The organism is Bradyrhizobium sp. JR4.1 (assembly GCF_040548605.1).
In the GTDB taxonomy this organism is placed as follows: Bacteria; Pseudomonadota; Alphaproteobacteria; order Rhizobiales; family Xanthobacteraceae; genus Bradyrhizobium; species Bradyrhizobium canariense.
In genome coordinates this window covers 44,719-60,392 of the sequence record NZ_JBEPRY010000024.1, presented here as the reverse complement: position 1 = coordinate 60,392, position 15,674 = coordinate 44,719, and the positions used below count along the sequence as shown (strand labels likewise).

Annotated in this window: 15 protein-coding genes; 6 read left to right on the top strand and 9 right to left on the bottom strand. The window is 65.8% G+C overall.

The features are described 5' to 3' along the window. Positions 1 to 192: 192 nt before the first annotated feature. Both ABIB90_RS33065 and ABIB90_RS33060 read left to right on the top strand, forming a co-directional pair. Complete coding sequence (locus ABIB90_RS33065; RefSeq protein WP_354169500.1) at positions 193 to 738, top strand: sigma-70 family RNA polymerase sigma factor; 546 nt, start codon at positions 193 to 195, stop codon at positions 736 to 738. Between the two features lie 2 nt (positions 739 to 740). After that, positions 741 to 1,379: an NrsF family protein gene (locus ABIB90_RS33060; protein WP_354169498.1), complete on the top strand. Its 639-nt coding sequence runs from the start codon at positions 741 to 743 to the stop codon at positions 1,377 to 1,379. 10 nt (positions 1,380 to 1,389) lie between these two features. Here ABIB90_RS33060 and ABIB90_RS33055 read toward each other — a convergent pair whose 3' ends face one another. After that, entirely contained in the window at positions 1,390 to 2,493 is a 1,104-nt protein-coding gene (locus ABIB90_RS33055; protein WP_354202179.1) for a DUF2336 domain-containing protein, read from the bottom strand. Between the two features lie 63 nt (positions 2,494 to 2,556). Then, positions 2,557 to 3,714 carry a GGDEF domain-containing protein gene (locus tag ABIB90_RS33050; RefSeq protein WP_007593584.1) on the bottom strand — a complete coding sequence of 386 codons (1,158 nt, stop codon included), beginning with the start codon at positions 3,712 to 3,714 and terminating at the stop codon, positions 2,557 to 2,559. Between the two features lie 434 nt (positions 3,715 to 4,148). Between ABIB90_RS33050 and ABIB90_RS33045 the strand changes: the two genes are divergently transcribed. The 4 genes from ABIB90_RS33045 (at position 4,149) to ABIB90_RS33030 (ending at position 8,282) form a co-directional block, all read left to right on the top strand. Next, on the top strand, positions 4,149 to 4,718 hold the full coding sequence (locus tag ABIB90_RS33045; protein ID WP_007593582.1) for a sigma-70 family RNA polymerase sigma factor: 570 nt from the start codon (positions 4,149 to 4,151) through the stop codon (positions 4,716 to 4,718). After that, entirely contained in the window at positions 4,715 to 5,410 is a 696-nt protein-coding gene (locus ABIB90_RS33040) for a hypothetical protein (protein WP_354202178.1), read from the top strand. Before ABIB90_RS33045 ends, ABIB90_RS33040 begins: the two co-directional genes overlap by 4 nt. A gap of 15 nt (positions 5,411 to 5,425) precedes the next feature. Next, positions 5,426 to 7,132: a S8 family serine peptidase gene (locus tag ABIB90_RS33035; protein ID WP_354202177.1), complete on the top strand. Its 1,707-nt coding sequence runs from the start codon at positions 5,426 to 5,428 to the stop codon at positions 7,130 to 7,132. Positions 7,133 to 7,640: 508 nt separating this feature from the next. Then, positions 7,641 to 8,282 (top strand): TIGR03809 family protein, encoded by a 642-nt coding sequence (locus ABIB90_RS33030; RefSeq protein WP_354202176.1) that lies wholly within the window; start codon positions 7,641 to 7,643, stop codon positions 8,280 to 8,282. A 30-nt stretch (positions 8,283 to 8,312) separates the two neighbouring features. Here ABIB90_RS33030 and ABIB90_RS33025 read toward each other — a convergent pair whose 3' ends face one another. From ABIB90_RS33025 to ABIB90_RS32995, 7 genes are all read right to left on the bottom strand, one after another. Further along, positions 8,313 to 9,683: a TIGR03808 family TAT-translocated repetitive protein gene (locus tag ABIB90_RS33025; RefSeq protein WP_354202175.1), complete on the bottom strand. Its 1,371-nt coding sequence runs from the start codon at positions 9,681 to 9,683 to the stop codon at positions 8,313 to 8,315. A gap of 200 nt (positions 9,684 to 9,883) precedes the next feature. After that, positions 9,884 to 10,540: a pyroglutamyl-peptidase I gene (locus ABIB90_RS33020; protein WP_354202174.1), complete on the bottom strand. Its 657-nt coding sequence runs from the start codon at positions 10,538 to 10,540 to the stop codon at positions 9,884 to 9,886. Beyond that, on the bottom strand, positions 10,537 to 11,526 hold the full coding sequence (meaB, locus tag ABIB90_RS33015) for a methylmalonyl Co-A mutase-associated GTPase MeaB (protein ID WP_354202173.1): 990 nt from the start codon (positions 11,524 to 11,526) through the stop codon (positions 10,537 to 10,539). The genes ABIB90_RS33020 and meaB overlap by 4 nt, the downstream gene beginning before the upstream one ends. Positions 11,527 to 11,577: 51 nt before the next feature. Then, a complete protein-coding gene (locus tag ABIB90_RS33010; RefSeq protein WP_354169482.1) occupies positions 11,578 to 13,092 on the bottom strand; it encodes a tripartite tricarboxylate transporter permease in 1,515 nt (504 codons plus the stop codon). 4 nt (positions 13,093 to 13,096) lie between these two features. After that, positions 13,097 to 13,588 carry a tripartite tricarboxylate transporter TctB family protein gene (locus ABIB90_RS33005; protein ID WP_354169480.1) on the bottom strand — a complete coding sequence of 164 codons (492 nt, stop codon included), beginning with the start codon at positions 13,586 to 13,588 and terminating at the stop codon, positions 13,097 to 13,099. 174 nt (positions 13,589 to 13,762) lie between these two features. Beyond that, positions 13,763 to 14,755, bottom strand: a complete 993-nt coding sequence (locus ABIB90_RS33000; protein WP_354169478.1) for a tripartite tricarboxylate transporter substrate binding protein — start codon at positions 14,753 to 14,755, stop codon at positions 13,763 to 13,765. A 131-nt stretch (positions 14,756 to 14,886) separates the two neighbouring features. Then, a complete protein-coding gene (locus ABIB90_RS32995; RefSeq protein WP_354202196.1) occupies positions 14,887 to 15,657 on the bottom strand; it encodes an RsiV family protein in 771 nt (256 codons plus the stop codon). Positions 15,658 to 15,674 lie beyond the last annotated feature (17 nt).

Here is a 15,674-nt window from a genome sequence, read left to right as displayed (position 1 = left end):
GCAAAAGCGCGGCAAACGATTGCCTTCCCGATCGGCCACGGGGTGCGGACGGGACCGATCGGTGTTATGAGCCGTCCCGGAACTTGATGGCCGTATAGGTCGCGTGGCCGAGTATAGATCACGAATTCGTGATCGTGCAGCTGCCGGCGTAACAAACTGAAAGAGCGGCCGAATTGCTTGGTGAGGGCGCGCGTGCGCGGACGTGAGGACGAGTGGACCGGCCTGATGCGGTCGGCCATGGCAGGCGATGACGCGGCGTATCATCGCCTGTTGAAGGCGGTCACGCCTGTGCTGCGCGTTGCCGCGAGGCGCGGCCTGGCGCGGGCCGGGCAGCCTCCCGACCAGGCCGAGGATATCGTGCAGGAGATTCTGTTGGCGGTGCATCTGAAGCGGCACACTTGGGACAGCGAAGCCCCCTTCGCCCCGTGGCTGTTTGCGATCGGCCGCAACAAGCTGATCGACATGCTGCGGCGACGCGGGAGGCGGATCTTCGTCAACATCGACGATTTCGCCGAGACCCTGCCGGGCGAGGTGCCGCAGGAGACGGCTTCGGCCGGCGAAGTTGCCAGCCAGCTCAATACGCTGCCGCAACGCCAGCGCGACGTGTTGCAGTCGATCGCGGTCGACAGCAGCTCGATCAAGGACACGGCGGCGAAATATTCGATGAGCGAGGGCGCGGTGCGGGTGGCGCTGCATCGCGGACTTGCGGCGCTGACTGCCAAACTGCGGGACCACTAGTCATGGACACCGATCAACTCATTCGCTCGCTCGCGGCCGATAACGCCCATCGCCCGCCGCGCGTCGGCGCGGTGCTGACCATGGCGCTGCTGGTCGCCGCGCCCCTGTCGATTCTGATCTTCGCCACCTTCCTCGGTGTGCGTCACGACGTGATGAGCGCGATGCACAACCCGTTCTTCGACATGAAGTTCGCGGTCACGCTGTCGCTCGCGATACCCGCGATCATCGTCAGCCTGCATCTGTCGCGTCCCGAAGCCTTGCTGCGTGGCTGGGGCTGGCTGCTGCTGCTGCCCGTCGGGCTGCTCGCGGTGGCGATCGGCAGCGAGGCGATGATGGCGCCGGCCATGCCGATGACGATGCGATTGATGGGCAAGAATTCCAGGGTGTGCCTGTTGGCAATCCCTGCGATGTCGCTGCCGCTGCTTGCGGGGGCCCTGTTCGGCCTGCGCCACGGCGCGCCGTCCCACCCCGCGCTCGCCGGCGCGCTCGCCGGCCTGGTGTCGGCGGGCCTTGCCGCGACGCTGTACGCCTCGCACTGCACCGATGACTCGCCGCTGTTCGTCGCGACCTGGTACACGCTCGCGACCGCGTTGGTGACGGCAATTGGCGCGCTGGTGGGGGCGAAGGTCCTACGCTACTAGCTCGCCGGCTTCACGCCGCCGGCGTCGCGCCCTGCTGCATGCGGTGGAAGCGCAGCACCTGCTGCGCGGTCGAACTGCGCAGCGCCTCGTAAGCGTCGCGCAGCGTCACCATGTCGGTCTGCGAGCCGCCTGAGAGCTTCTCGCGCAGGGCGATGATGGCGCGGACGCTCGACCATTGCATGGCGGCGACCTTGGCGAGGATCATCACGCCCTCGACCCGGCTTTCGATCATCATGGTCTCGGCGGTCTCGACTGCGACGCCCGCAAGCGCGGCAAGCCCTGCGTTGGTTTCGTCGAACTTGCCCTGCTCCGCGAAGGTGGCGACCTGGAGCTCGGTGAGGCGGCCGTCCTCGTGCAGCGACTTCACCAGCGCGCGCGCCCTCTCGGTCTGCCTGGTCATGCTGGCGGCGCGGATCCGCTGCGCCGCTTCCTGGACCACGCTGGACACGTCGTCCGCGAGCTCCGGATGCGCGGCCTCCAGCTTCCTGCGCACGGCCAAGGAGGCCTTCGCGACCAGCTTCAAATAATGATGGCGGGGCAGGTCGGCCCGCAGGCCGATGGAGCTGGCGAGGTCGTCGTCACGTTCGGCGCGGGTCACGAGGTCGGCGAGACTTCCCTCCGACAGTTGCGCGCCCGGATTGTTGACGGTCGATTGCACCACGTCCTCGTCGCCGCGGGTCACCAGCACGTCGCTCAGCGCTTCCGACAGCACCCGCCGCAGCGAGATCGCCTTGAGATGGGCTTGGCCCCTGGTGCGCGCGATCTCGATCAGGGTCGCCTCGTCCAGCCGTTCGGATTTCGACAGCACCGGGCCGGAAACCTCGATCACCTCGTCGAGCGCGAGCGTGCGGATGATCTTCGGCGGCGCAGCCGCGATCGGTGCGAGGCGTTCGGCGAGCAGCGCCCTGGCGGACGTCTCGATCTGCTCCATCAGGCATTGGAACACGTCATCGAACACACGAACGTGGTCGTCGGAATAGTCCAAGGCGTTGCCCACGAAGAGATCGGTGACGCGGCGCAGCGTCTCGACCCGGTGCGCGACGGTGCCGTGCGAGAGCGCAGTTTGCAATTCCTCGAGCAGACTTTCGGATGATTTTACGGCTTTGGATCTCATTGCCCTGTCCTGGAGCGTTCGGCCCGGCCGCGGCTTCTGTCGCGCCGGGAGAAAATGGATTGGTCAGCTGGTTGCAATGCGGTTGCGCCCCTGTGCCTTGGCGGAATAGAGCGCGCTATCGGCGCGCACGAGAAACGTGTCGGCAGTATCGTTGTCGCGTAGTGTCACGACGCCCGCGGAAATGGTCACGCGCATGCCCGGGGAGAATGCGCTCCAGTCCAGATCGGCGACGATCCCGCGCAGGCGATCGAGCATGCGCGACGCCGCATCGCCGTCCATCCCAGGTAGCAGCAGCAAGAATTCCTCGCCGCCGTAGCGGCCGAAGCAGTCGGCCGGGCGGATATTGGCGAACATGGTGATCGCGAAGGTGCGCAGCACCTCGTCGCCGACGGGATGGCCGTGGGCGTCGTTGATGCGCTTGAACCAGTCGAGGTCGATCAGCGCGATCGCGCAAGGCCTCGATGTCTGCCGCGATTTTTCGATCTCGGCGTCGAGAAGCCGCATGATGCAGCGGCGGTTGTAGGAGCCGGTGAGCTCGTCGAGCTCCGCCAACTCCTCGATGCGCTGATAGGCGGCCTTCAGCTCGATGCTGCGCCGGTACAGGATCTTGCGCAGCGTGGCGCCGAACAGGCCAAGGAAGGCGCACTGGCCGATCACCAGCACGAAGCACAGCATCGAGGCGGCCCGTTGCAGCTGAGTCGTAACCGGCAGTCCGATTGGCAAGTCTGAGGCGAGGAAAACCAAGGCGAGCCCGCACGTCGCAAGGCCCCAGGTGAGCATCGCCTGACTAGAGGTCATACGAAGCGTGCCGAAGGCGAAGATCAGAAACAGCACGGCAAGGAACGCAACTCCGACTGTCGGCACCGCGAGCAGGAATAGCAGCTGCAGCGTCATATGCGCCGAGATCTGGAAGACGGTGAGGTAATGATCCTCAAACCGGTCGCCGAAGCCCGCTTCCGACAGCACGGTGAAGGTCCCGATGATCAGAAGGCCGCCGAGCCAGAACAGTGACGGAACGCCCATGGAGATCACGCCGTCAAAGGCGTAGAGCAGCAGGACGGAGGCGCCGAGCGAGTAGCTCGCCACCTGGCCGACATACATCTGGCGCCGCTGCCGGATCCGGCGCGCCAGGACTTCGGGTGCCGCCGCTTCGGTGGTCAGGGCGAGATCCGCGGCCTCAGCGGCATTCCTCTCGGGAAAGGACGTCGCAGCCGTGCTCATGGTCCCGCCAATCGTGGATGTCAGCCCAAAAATCTACGTGGCAAGCCTTTAGGTTTGGTATCCTTCGAAACCGAATCCACGCTGTACTGCGCGGCAGCGCGGGACGTCGACCGCTCCAGGAATTTGCCGGCGATTAGGCATCGTGTGCGACGCGGTCAAGCCAAAGCAGGGCTTCGGAAGACATATGTCGTGCTAGGCTGCTAAGGTTCGATGCACGTCGGGGCCGTCTATGCGGGATGGCATTGCGCAGGAAAGTGCTTCATTACTATGTTACCGTTCTTGAGCGAGGCGCCCAGCCGCGGGTGGCAACAGGAAATTTCGCGTCTGTGGGGTAGATCACACAGCTTCCCGTACGACTGCGGTAGGTTGAACAATTTTACCCCTCCCGTCGAACCGTCTGCCGCATCCACCCGACCAACCTTGCGAGACGGTCTTTGAGCGTGACACAAGCGGCTTCGGACGAGATCCTGATCGCCAGGATCGCTCAAGGCGACCGGCTCGCCATGCAGGTGCTGTACGGGCGGCACCATGTCAGGGTGTATCGGTTCGGCCTCCGGCTCGTGCGGGACGAGCAGGCGGCGGAAGACCTCATCAGTGAGGTATTTCTCGATGTCTGGCGTCAAGCCGGCAAGTTCGAGGGCCGATCCGCCGTTTCGACCTGGCTGCTGGCCATTACCCGATTCAAGGCCCTGTCTGCGCTCCGGCGCAGGAAGGATTTTGAGTTGGACGACGACGCCGCGAACGCGATCGAGGATACGTCCGACAATCCGGAAACGGCAGTGCAGAAGAAGGATACCAGTGAAGCGTTGCGGGAGTGTCTGACGGGTCTCTCGCCGGATCATCGGGAAATCGTCGATCTCGTCTACTACCACGAGAAATCCGTGGAAGAGGTGGCCGAAATCGTAGGCATCCCGGAGAACACTGTGAAGACGCGCTTGTTCTATGCGCGCAAGAAATTGGCCGAACTGCTGAAAGCAGCCGGCATTGAGCGAGGCTGGCCATGATGGCTTTGAGCAAGAAGATGCTGGAGCAAGAGCCCGGTGAAATTGAACTGCTGCTGCCGTGGCACGCCGCCGGCACGCTGAACCCGCGCGATGCGCGCCGCGTCGACGAGGCGCTGGCGCGCGATCCCGAGCTCGCGAAGCAATATGCCGCGATCCGCGGCGAGTATGAAGAGACCATCCATCTGAACGAGAGCCTGGGTGCTCCGTCGGCGCGCGCGATGCAGAAGCTGTTCGCCGCGATCGACGCCGAGCCTGCGCGGGCGGCCGGTTCGCTGCCGCTGTCGGCGCGCATCGCCACCTTCTTTGCGAGCCTGTCGCCGCGCACGCTGGCCTGGTCGGCGAGCCTTGGCGCCATGGCGCTCGTGCTGCAAGCCGGAATCATCGGCGCCGTGTTGACGAAGACCCAGACTGCGACCTTCCAGACTGCTTCGCTCTCGACCAGCGCTCCGATCACACGCGACCTCGGCACGAGCGTGCCGCCAGCGCGCGCGCTGGTACGCTTCACGCCTGAGGCGCGCGTCGCCGACATCACGGCATTGCTCGACGGCTACCAGGCTTCGATCATCGGTGATGCCAAGGGCGGCATGTTCCGCCTCCAGTTCGACAAGGCGATGAGCCGTGACGAACTCACCTCGCTGCTCGGCAAGATGCAGCGCGAGAAGTTCGTCAACCTCGCCGTCGCGGCGCCATAAGGCGCTTCCAAGCCGATGACGCGCAAGTCCGAAAGTGGAGTAAGAGCCGGGGCCTGCGCTTCGTCGGTCGGAGCCGCGCTTTTGCTCGCCGCCTGTCTCGGCGTCGAGGTTGCGCAGGCGCAGGCGATCATGCGCACGCCGACGATCAGCGTCCCCTCCCGAATGCCCGCGATTTCTCCCGGCGTCGCCGCACGCGTCAGTCCCGGTGTTGCCGCCAGAGCGGTGGCCGTCGGCCGCGGTCCGGGTCCGACCGTGACGACCAGGATTTCGGCGCGGATGGGGCCGACGCCGGTGCTGCCTTATGCGCGCTACTCCCCGAACCTCTATCCCGCCTGTACCGCGACCGATCGCGACGCCGCCGGCGAATGCCTGGCGCAGCAGAACGCAGGCGGCGATGGCTCGGGCAAATCGGGCAACAAGACCGCCGGAAAGGGGCGCGGCAACAACACGCCGGTCGCTGCGGATCTGCGCATCTTCGCCGGCGAATTCGTCGCCGAGATCGACGGCGGGCTGTCGTTGACCCAGGCCGACGAGCTTGCGCGCCGCCATGGCCTGACCCGCGTGTCTTCCGAGAACTTTCCGCTGATCGGGTCGACGTTCGGACTGTTTCGCATCACCGACGGCCGGCCCTCCGCGACGGTGCGGCGTGAATTCGCGGCGGACGGTAGCGTGCGCTCGGTCCAGCCGAACTTCCGCTATCTGCTCCAGGATCAGAAATCGTCGGTGCCGACCGAGGGAGATCCCGCGCAATATGCGCTGGCCAAGCTCCGCCTGCCGCAGGCACATACGCTGGCGCATGGTGCCAATGTGACGGTAGCCGTGATCGACTCCGGCATCGACGCCCAGCATCCGGAACTTGCCAATTCCATTGCCGACAATTTCGATGCGCTCGGCAGCGCCGAAGGCCCGCACATTCATGGCACCGGCATTGCCGGCGCTATCGTGGCGCATGGCAAGCTGATGGGCAGCGCGCCCGAGGCGCGCCTCATCGCCATCCGCGCCTTCGGCGGCACCACCGGCGGGGCCGAGAGCTCGTCCTACATCATCCTGCGCTCTCTGAACTATGCCGCCGAGCACGGCGCGCAGATCGTCAACATGAGCTTTGCCGGTCCCAAAGACGCGGTGATCGAGCGGGCCATCGCGGCGACCGCCGCGCGTGGCCTGGTGCTGATCGCAGCCGCCGGCAATGCCGGCGCGAAGTCGCCGCCGCTCTATCCGGCCGCCAATCCCAACGTGATCGCGGTCAGCGCGACCGACCAGCAGGACAGGCTGTTCACCGCCTCCAACCGCGGCAATTGCATCGCGGTCGCGGCCCCCGGCGTCGATATCTTCCTGCCGGCGCCTGACGGCAAATATCAGATGACGTCGGGCACCTCGTTCTCTGCCGCCTATGTCTCCGGCGTCGCGGCGCTGCTGCTCGAGCGCAACTACGCCTTGAAGCCGGAAGCACTGCGCACGACGCTGGCGAAGACGGCGCGCGACCTCGGTTCACCGGGCCGTGATGATCTGTTCGGCGACGGCGAGGCCGACGCGTTTGCCGCGGTCATGGCCGTTCCCGCCGCCGGCGCGACGCCGGTCGCGGCCGCGTCCGGTACAACAAAACGTGAAGATATCGAGAAGCGTCGCGACGAGCCTGGCATCCGCGCATTAGAGCAACCTTCGTTGTCGAGCACTGAGGATAAAGCCACGGTTTCTCAGGCGGATAAGCCGACGACGCGATAGCGGCTGCGACAACTTTGCGCGCAGCGCGAAGGTCGAAAAATCAAACGCCGCATTGAACGTTCGGCCCGCTGCCACGACCAAATTATGTGGGAGCGGTTATCCCTCCCCATAAGTCATATTAGGCGCGAGCGCCCATCCACCCCAAGCGCCCATATGGCTCGACCCGTCCGGTTGTCCCCCCGGACGGGTCTTTTCTTTTTGGACGTCCCATTCCTCGAAGCCCTGCGCGAGATCAGCTTCCGGTTGGAGATCGTGGTTCACCCATCGCCACCGCTCCGCCGGCACGCCGCAAGCGCGCTATGCTTGTGCGAAGCTTGACTCCAAAACGCCTTGAATCTCCGCACGACTACGGAGTTTGGCGACGAAAACATCGTCGTTGCTGGACAAGTCAAAACTTTTCCACAAAATATTCACGTCGCGTCTAAATTGATTCGTGTGCGTTGCGTCGCGTCCGTATTTTCTCCTGACGGGCTGATTTATGACACATCGCCAAGAGGCTATTCGCGACGTGGCTATTGGCCGCGACGTTGCGGCACGCTGGTGCGCTCTCGCCGAGCAGCGGCTGGTGCATCTCTCCGAGATGTTCGAGACCGGACGCTGGCGCCGCTATCACTCCGAGATCGCATTTCTCGAAAACATCCAGGAAGCCAAGCTCGCCGTCCAGACCTGGCGCGCGCTTGCCACCGGCGCCGACGTCGCCACGGCGGCCGCGAGCGTGTCGCCCGCATTCGGCTGGTCGCCGGCGACGATGCCCCGCATGTTTCCGCGCGAGCAGCAGGCGCAGACCGTGCAACCGAAGGCCGTGCACATCGTCCCGGAGACCGCCGTGCCGGTCAGGCTCGACCCGAAGCCGGGCGTTCTCGCCGAAATCTCCGAAGCCCCGACCGCGCCGGTCGCCGCGCCTGCCCCGATGGCACCGCTCAAGGTGCCGGCTGCCATGGCGCCACCCACCGCGCCCGTGGCAATGACAGGGCCCAAGGTGCCGGCCGCGACCGCAGCGCCCAAGGCGCTGGCTGCGATGGCAGCGCTTCTGCCGCAGTTCTCTCCGCCGGCAGCCGAAATTGTCGCAGCCCCCGAGCGCCTGGTTGAGTTCACATTCAGCCTCGACGGCCTCGAAGCGAAGTACCCGCTGCTGCGGAACGCGTTCTAGCTTTCGGAAGCCAGAGGCGAGGAACGGCAGCTACCGCCGCACCGCATTCCCGCCGACCATCAATTGCGCAAAGCGCTGGGCGCCGTCCACCGACAGATCGGACGTCACGGCGCGCGCGTGATCGAGCCCGACCACGGCGCCACGCGGGGTTTCCGAGATCATGTTGTTGTTGACGAGCGCGGTGCCGGCGCCGGACACGACGGACACCCCGATGCCGGCCAGTGCCTTGCGGATCACGTTGCCCGTGATCGCGACGTCGCGGAGGTATTTGCCCCAGCCGGCGACGATGCCGTAGGACGGCGCATTCTCGATGACGTTGCCGGTGACCGATGAATCCGCCTCGATGTAGATGCCGATGCCGGCATCGTCATCCGGCGCGGTGCCGATCGGCCGCTTCGGGATCAAATTGCGGATGATGTTGCCCTGGACCACGGCGATGCGGCCGCCTTCGTTGAAATTGCAGACGGAGACGCCGACGGCGGCGCCGTCCACAATATTGTTGGCGATCACTGCCGCCTCGAACGCGAATTCCGAATAGAGCGCGACCTCGCGCACGTCGCTGACGCTGTTGCCGGTGATGTGGATGTTCGAGGCCGAGTTGCCGCGCACGGCGGAGTAATCGCAGTTTTTGATGCGATTGCCGCGCACGATGACGTTGCCGGCGCGGAACGCGTTGATGGCGTTGCCGTACTGGCCGGAGCCGCCGGGGCCGGCCTTGATGTCCTCGATGCGGTTATCAGTGACCAGCGTGCCGTCATCGCCGATAGCCGTGCGCAGGATCTCGATGCCGTTGTCGTTGGTACCGGTGATGGTGTTGCGGGAGACGCTGAGACCCCTGGCGTCGAACGACACCACCGCCGTCACCGCGATGTTGGTAAAGATGTTGCCCGAGATGTCGCCGGAGACCTGCTCGAGCCAGATACCGCTGCCGCCGGACCCCGTGATCTCGCAACCGGTGATGCGGATGTCGCGTCCGCCGAGGATCTGGATCAGCCCGCGCCGCGTCGGCAGCGGAATGCCGCCGCCGTCGAAGCTGATGCCGGAAAGGCCGATTGCATCGGAGCCGTCGCTCTGGATCGCCGAGGTCCCGCCGGTGAAGACGAATTTGGTCGCGCCGCGCACGCCGATCAGTTGCGCGCCATTTGGCAAGCGTAGCAGCCCACTGCGGTAGATGCCGGGTGGCAGCGCCAGCGGCATCTGCGCCCGCGCGGCCTCGTCGATCGCACGCTGGAGCACTCGGGTCTGATCCTCGCTGCTGCCGGGCCGCACGCCATATTGCGTGGCGTCGCGGCCGAGCAGCGACGTCAGCGGCGCCGCACGCGCGGCGTCGGCTGGTATCGCGAGCGCGCCGGCGATGCCTGCGGTTGAAGCTCCGATGAGATGGCGGCGATTGAGGTCCATGGATGCGTCCTCCGGCGGACGCGGGGGTCCGCAGCGGTTAGGTAGCGCAGGGCCGCTGGTTGCGTGAGGATTGTTCGCGGTAGGGTTAAATGTTTACCGGAGAGACGGTCCGTAGGGTGGGCAAAGCGGAAGCGTGCCCACCATTCAGCGGCAGATCGGAACAAGTTGGTGGGCACGGCGCAAGCGCGCCTTTGCCCACCCTACGAAGTCGGTGTGTTGCGCCCCTTCCGTGCCAACTGCACCATCTCCATCAGCATCGCTTCCCCGGCGTCCACCAGTTCCTCGAGCGTGATCCGCGGCGCGCCCTTGCGGCGCACGGCGCCACTGCGCGCGAGCAGGGGAATATGGATGAACGCGGCGAGCTTTGGCCCGCCGGCCCTGACGTTTTCGATCGCGCGCCAGCTCAGGTAATTGCAGAGATAGGCGCCGGCGTCGCGCGAGGGGCGCGCGTCGATGCCGGTGAGGCGGGCGGCGCGCAGCAGCCTTGCGGTGTGCGGTCCGAAAATCATCGCGTCCGCATTGCCGGCGATGCCGCGCTTGCTCGATCGGGTGTTGGCGGCATCGGGCCACAGCATGGTGACGGCGTTGCGCGCGCGGCTCTCGATGCGCAGATAGGGCGTGCGTGCGGCAAGGCCGAACATCAGCAGTGCATCCGGCTTCTCTTTCGTAAGCACCTCCGGCAATTGCCGGTCCACCGCGGCATAGGTGACCGGGAAGATGTGGCTGGAGATCGCGGCATCGTCGAGTGCGGGACGGCGCAATTGCGCCAGCCGGGCGACCAGCGGCTGGGTCGGATTGTAGGGCGCGCCGGGAAACGGGCCGAAGCCGGTGAGGAGAATGCGGAGCTTGTCGCTCATTGCAGCAACTCCAGGATCTTTTCGGCGGCGAGCGCCGGCGTGAGATGGCCGTCGGCGACCTCAGTCTCGATCTTCCGGACCTTGGTCCGCACCGATGCCTCGCTGCGCAACCGCGCCAGCATGCGCTGCTCCAGCATCGACCACATCCATTTCACCTGCTGCTCGCGCCGCCGTGCGGCGAAGTCGCCGGATGCAATCATCGTCTTGCGGTGATCGAGGACTTTCTGCCAGATCTTTGCGATACCGTCACCGGTCAGCGCCGAATAGGTCTCGACCGGCGGATGCCAGTGCTCGGAGCGCGGCGTCAGGATATGCAGCGCGCCGCGATAATCGGCGGCAGTGATGTTGGCGCGCTTGAGATTGTCGCCGTCGGCCTTGTTGATCGCGATCATGTCGGCGAGCTCGACCAATCCCTTCTTGATGCCCTGCAATTCGTCGCCGCCGCCCGGCAGCATCAAGGCCAGGAAGAAATCGGTCATGTCGCAGACCGCGGTCTCGGACTGGCCGATGCCGACGGTCTCGACCAGCACGACGTCGAAGCCGGCCGCCTCGCACAGCAGCATGGCCTCGCGCGTCTTGGCCGCGACGCCGCCGAGCGTGCCCGAGGACGGCGAGGGGCGGATGAAGGCGTCGTCGGAGGCTGAGAGGCGGGCCATCCTCGTCTTGTCGCCGAGGATCGAGCCGCCGCTCCGCGCCGAAGACGGATCGACCGCGAGCACCGCGACCTTGTGGCCTTGCTCGATGAGATGGGTTCCGAGCGCGTCGATCGTGGTGGATTTGCCGACGCCGGGCGAGCCGGTGATACCGACGCGCACTGCCCTGCCGGTATCGGGCAAGAGCATCTGCACCAGCTCGCGCGCCAGCGCCTGATGATCGCTGCGCCGGCTCTCGACCAGCGTGATGGCCCGCGCCAGCGCCGCGCGGCTACCGGCGCGGAGGTCATGGGCGAGGGATTTGATGTCCAGTGAAGGCTTTTTCTCAACCATGCCCTGCTTTACAACGCCCGCGCAGGGCAGGCGAGGGCCGCCCGCCCGATATCACCGGGATGTCGCCGCCACCCCGGTCCGCACCGGTTTCACCTTGCGCCACGCCCAGACCAGCACCGGCCACAGCAGCGCCCCGATCGCCATGGCGGCGAGGATCGCGGCCACGGGGCGCTCGAAAAACGGCAGGATGCTGCCGTCGGACTTGATCAGCGAGGTCACAAAAGCCTGCTCGACCATAGTGCCCATGACGATGCCGAGCACCATCGCGGCGACGGGATAGCCGTTTGCTTCCATGACATAGCCGATCACGCCGAAGGCGGCGACGGTGACGATGCCGAACATGTTGTTGCCGATCGCGAACGAGCCGACCGCGCAGCACAGCATGATGATCGGCATGATGGCGGAGCGCGGTGCCAGCAGGATGTAGGCGGCAACCCGGATCATGGCGATGCCGAGCGGGATCATCAGGATGTTCGCGATGATGAACATCAGATAGATCGCGTACATGCTCGACGCTTTCTCGGTGAACAGCGTCGGCCCCGGATTGAGCCCCTTCATGTAGAGCACGCCGATCGCGATCGCGGCGATGGTGTCGCCGGGGATGCCGAACAGCAGCGACGGCACCCAGCCCGAGGCGATGCTGGCATTGTTGCTGGCGCCGGCCTCGACCAGGCCTTCGACATGGCCGGTGCCGAATTTCTCCGGTTCCTTGGAGAAGCGCTTCGACATCGCATAGGACACCCAGGCGGCCATGTCGGCGCCGGCCCCGGGCAGCACGCCGATGATGATCCCGACGATGTTTCCGCGCGTCATCTGCCAATGGTATTTCTTGGTCAGCTTCCACTGGCCGGCCATGATGCTTCCGAATTTGCGCCGCGGCAGCGGTGGAGGTTCGGGCGTCAGCATCGCGCGCATCACCTGGGCCACCGCGAACACGCCGACTAGCGCGGGGATCGGCTCGATGCCGCCGAACAGATCGGTGAGGCCGAAGGTGAAGCGCGGCACACCGCCCGGATTTTCGATGCCGATGCAGGAGACCAGCAAGCCGAGGAACATGCCGGCGATCGCCTTCACCGGCGAGGAGCGCGCCACCAGCGTCGCGCACATCAGGCCGAGCAGCGCCAGCCAGAAATACTCGAAGGTCGAGAAAGACAGCGCGATCTCGGCCAGCGGCGGCGCCAGGATCATCAGCGACAGCACGCCGGCGATGCCGCCGACGGCCGAGAACCACACGCCGGCCCCGAGCGCCAGCTCGGCCTGTCCCTTGCGGGTCATGGCGTAAGCCTCGTCGGCATAGGCGGCGGACGCTGGCGTGCCGGGGATGCGCAGCAGCGCCCCGGGGATGTCGCCGGAGAAGATCGCCATCGAGGACGCGGCGACGATGGTCGCGATCGCCGCGATCGGCGAGAGATAGAAGGTGACGGGGACGAGCAAGGCGGTTGCCATCGTCGCCGACAAGCCCGGCAGCGAGCCGATCACGAGCCCGTACACCGAGGCTGCGAACATCGCGATGATGACCTCCCAGGTGGAGATCAGTGCGAACGCTTCAATCAGGGTTTTCAGCATGGGATCACCAAGGCGTCGGCAACAAGCCGGCCGGAAGCGGCACGCGCAGCAGCTTGCCGAAGATCAGGTGGATAGCGAACGGCGACAGCGCTGCGAGCGGCAGCGCCAGCTTCCACTTCGCCCCCAACGCGGTCGAGGTGACGTAGACCATGATCGCCGCGGTTATGATGAAGCCGAGCCGGTCGGCCGCCACCACGTAGAACAGCAGCAGCGCCGGCGGCAGCAGCGCGCGCAGGCCGTACAACTTTCCCGGCGGCGGCGCAGCCGCTGCCTGGCCATCCTCGAGCGGGATCAGCTCTTCCGCCTCCTCGAAGGTGTGGCCGATCCCGAACACGATCGCGAGCCCGCACAGCGCAAGCCCGATGCCGATCACGAGCGGAAATACGTTGGGGCCGACCGGCTGCCCGGGCACCGGCGGCAGCAGCCAGCCGCCATAGGCGGCTGCTGTGCCGAGCACGACGAGAAACGATCCCGTGACGGAGTCGGGAAGGCGCATGGGAGAATCCTATGAGATTTCTTCTCCCTCGCCCCGTTCTTACGGGGAGAGGGGTGGGGTGAGGGGCTGCGTCCACGATGGAGGTGAAAGCCGGACTCGCGGAGCCGCGTCCTCACCCGAATTTGCGCTGCGCTCAAATCGACCTCTCCCCCGCAAGCGGGGAGAGGTGACAAATCACGCCTTGCTCAGACCCGCCGCCTTCATCGCTTCGCCCATCTGGGCGTCGCCCTTGTCCATGAAGCTTGCGAACTGGCCGGCATCGCCCCACACGGTGCCGAAGCCCCGATTGCCCATGAAGTCCTTGAACTCGGCGGAGTCATAAACCTTCTGCAGCGCCGCGGTGAGCTTCGTTGCGATCTCCGGCGGCAGGTCCTTCGGCGCGCCGATGCCGCGCCAGGCGCCGGTCGCGTAGTCGATGCCCATCGCCTCCTTCAGCGTCGGCACGTCCTTGAAGATCGGATTGCGCGCCGGCGCCATGATGGCAAGGCTCCTGGCCTTACCGGCCTCGATGATGGCGCGGGCTTCCGGCACCGAGCAGGTGGTGAGGTCGAGGCCGCCGGCGGCGAGGTCCTGCATCGCGGGTGCGGCGCCGTTCGACGGAACCCAGGCGACCTGGTTGGCGGGCAGGCCCATCGCCTGCATCCAGCCGACCAGCGCAAGATGCCAGATGCCGCCCTGGCCGGTGCCGGAGGCCTTGAACTTGCCGGGAGGGGCCGCCTTGATGGCTTCCGCGAGTTCCTTCACCGTCTTGTAAGGCGAGGAGGAGGAGACCTGGATGCCCGGGGGATCTTCGTTCATCAGCGCGAGCGGGGTGTAGCTCTTCGGCGCCAGCTCGGTCAGCCCTTGCCAGTGCATCATCGAGATTTCGACGGTGAGCATGCCGATGGTGTAGCCGTCGGGCTGCGCGGTCGCGATCGCGGTATGGCCGACGACGCCGGAGCCGCCGGTGCGATTGACCACGTTGAAGGGCTGGCCGAGATCCTTCTCCAGCAGCGCTGCGACAATGCGCGCAGTCGCGTCGGTGCCGCCGCCCGCGCCCCAGGGCACGATCACGGTGACGGGCCGCGCCGGATAGGCTTGTGCAAGTGCGGGTGTGAGGCCGAATGCGGCGGATGCCGCAACCGCAGCGGAAGAGGCCGCAAAGGTGCGGCGCGTAATCTTGGACATCAATGCCTCCCAGCGGCGCCCATGACGTCAGGCGCTCTTGTCAATGGCGACATTCTAGTCGGCTTTGCAGCGCGGCTGCAAGGCAACGCGACCAGCGCTTAGAGAGCTACGCGGCGTTGCTCACGACGGGATCACTGCGGCTCGTCCGCGTCGCCCTTTGGCCGTGCGCCACCGAAGATGCGGGTGCCTTCCCCGCTGAGATAAGGCTTCAGCGTTTCCCACGGCACGAATGCGACATATTCGCCCTCGGCGTAGGGGCCGACTGCGTAGGGCGGGTAGTGGAAAGTGAGGCCGGAACTCTTGCCCGCGTCGGTTGAAGGCGCGAGCGTCACCGCGCCGATCTTGAGCAGGCTCGGCTCCACGCTCTTGAACCATTCGTCGGTCGCGGTCTCGCTGGTATCGCGCTTCTTCTTCTCGATCTTCAACGATGCGATCACCGCCTTCACCATTGCCTTCATGGCCGCGCCGTTGTCGGCGGTCTCGGTGAAGAACGGGCGGATGGAAATGCGCTTGTTCTCGGCCTTGTCCCACAGGATCGTGTTCACGTCGGAGTTGGGATGGGCGCCGTGGGTGTCCGTGTAGTCGTTGCGGAGAATGCTGACATAGCGGTCGGCGACGACGGAGCGGATCGCATATTTGCGCTCGAAGTCCCAGCCGCCTTCCTTGAATAACTGCGGATCCTCTTTGCGCGAGGCGGCGGCTTCTGCCGCGTTCTTGTCGATCCACTTCTTGCCTTCAATCAGGCAGTCGGCCGCCAGCGCCGCATCGACCTTGACCTTGTCGTCGAGGAAGACGCGGGCTTCGATGCTCTTGGTCTTGATGACCGCGTCGGGCTTGGGGTCGGCAGCATGGGCAGTAGCCAACAACGCGCTGCAGGCTGCGACCAAAGTTAGCGCGCGCATCAACGCTGGCGCGGAAA

Coding starts and splice junctions, on each gene's coding strand:
- ABIB90_RS33060 (WP_354169498.1), top strand. CDS start 741: ATGGACACCGATCAACTCATTCGCTCGCTCGCGGCCGATAACGCCCAT.
- ABIB90_RS33055 (WP_354202179.1), bottom strand. CDS start 2,493: ATGAGATCCAAAGCCGTAAAATCATCCGAAAGTCTGCTCGAGGAATTG.
- ABIB90_RS33050 (WP_007593584.1), bottom strand. CDS start 3,714: ATGAGCACGGCTGCGACGTCCTTTCCCGAGAGGAATGCCGCTGAGGCC.
- ABIB90_RS33040 (WP_354202178.1), top strand. CDS start 4,715: ATGATGGCTTTGAGCAAGAAGATGCTGGAGCAAGAGCCCGGTGAAATT.
- ABIB90_RS33035 (WP_354202177.1), top strand. CDS start 5,426: ATGACGCGCAAGTCCGAAAGTGGAGTAAGAGCCGGGGCCTGCGCTTCG.
- ABIB90_RS33025 (WP_354202175.1), bottom strand. CDS start 9,683: ATGGACCTCAATCGCCGCCATCTCATCGGAGCTTCAACCGCAGGCATC.
- ABIB90_RS33020 (WP_354202174.1), bottom strand. CDS start 10,540: ATGAGCGACAAGCTCCGCATTCTCCTCACCGGCTTCGGCCCGTTTCCC.
- meaB (WP_354202173.1), bottom strand. CDS start 11,526: ATGGTTGAGAAAAAGCCTTCACTGGACATCAAATCCCTCGCCCATGAC.
- ABIB90_RS33010 (WP_354169482.1), bottom strand. CDS start 13,092: ATGCTGAAAACCCTGATTGAAGCGTTCGCACTGATCTCCACCTGGGAG.
- ABIB90_RS33005 (WP_354169480.1), bottom strand. CDS start 13,588: ATGCGCCTTCCCGACTCCGTCACGGGATCGTTTCTCGTCGTGCTCGGC.
- ABIB90_RS33000 (WP_354169478.1), bottom strand. CDS start 14,755: ATGTCCAAGATTACGCGCCGCACCTTTGCGGCCTCTTCCGCTGCGGTT.
- ABIB90_RS32995 (WP_354202196.1), bottom strand. CDS start 15,657: ATGCGCGCGCTAACTTTGGTCGCAGCCTGCAGCGCGTTGTTGGCTACT.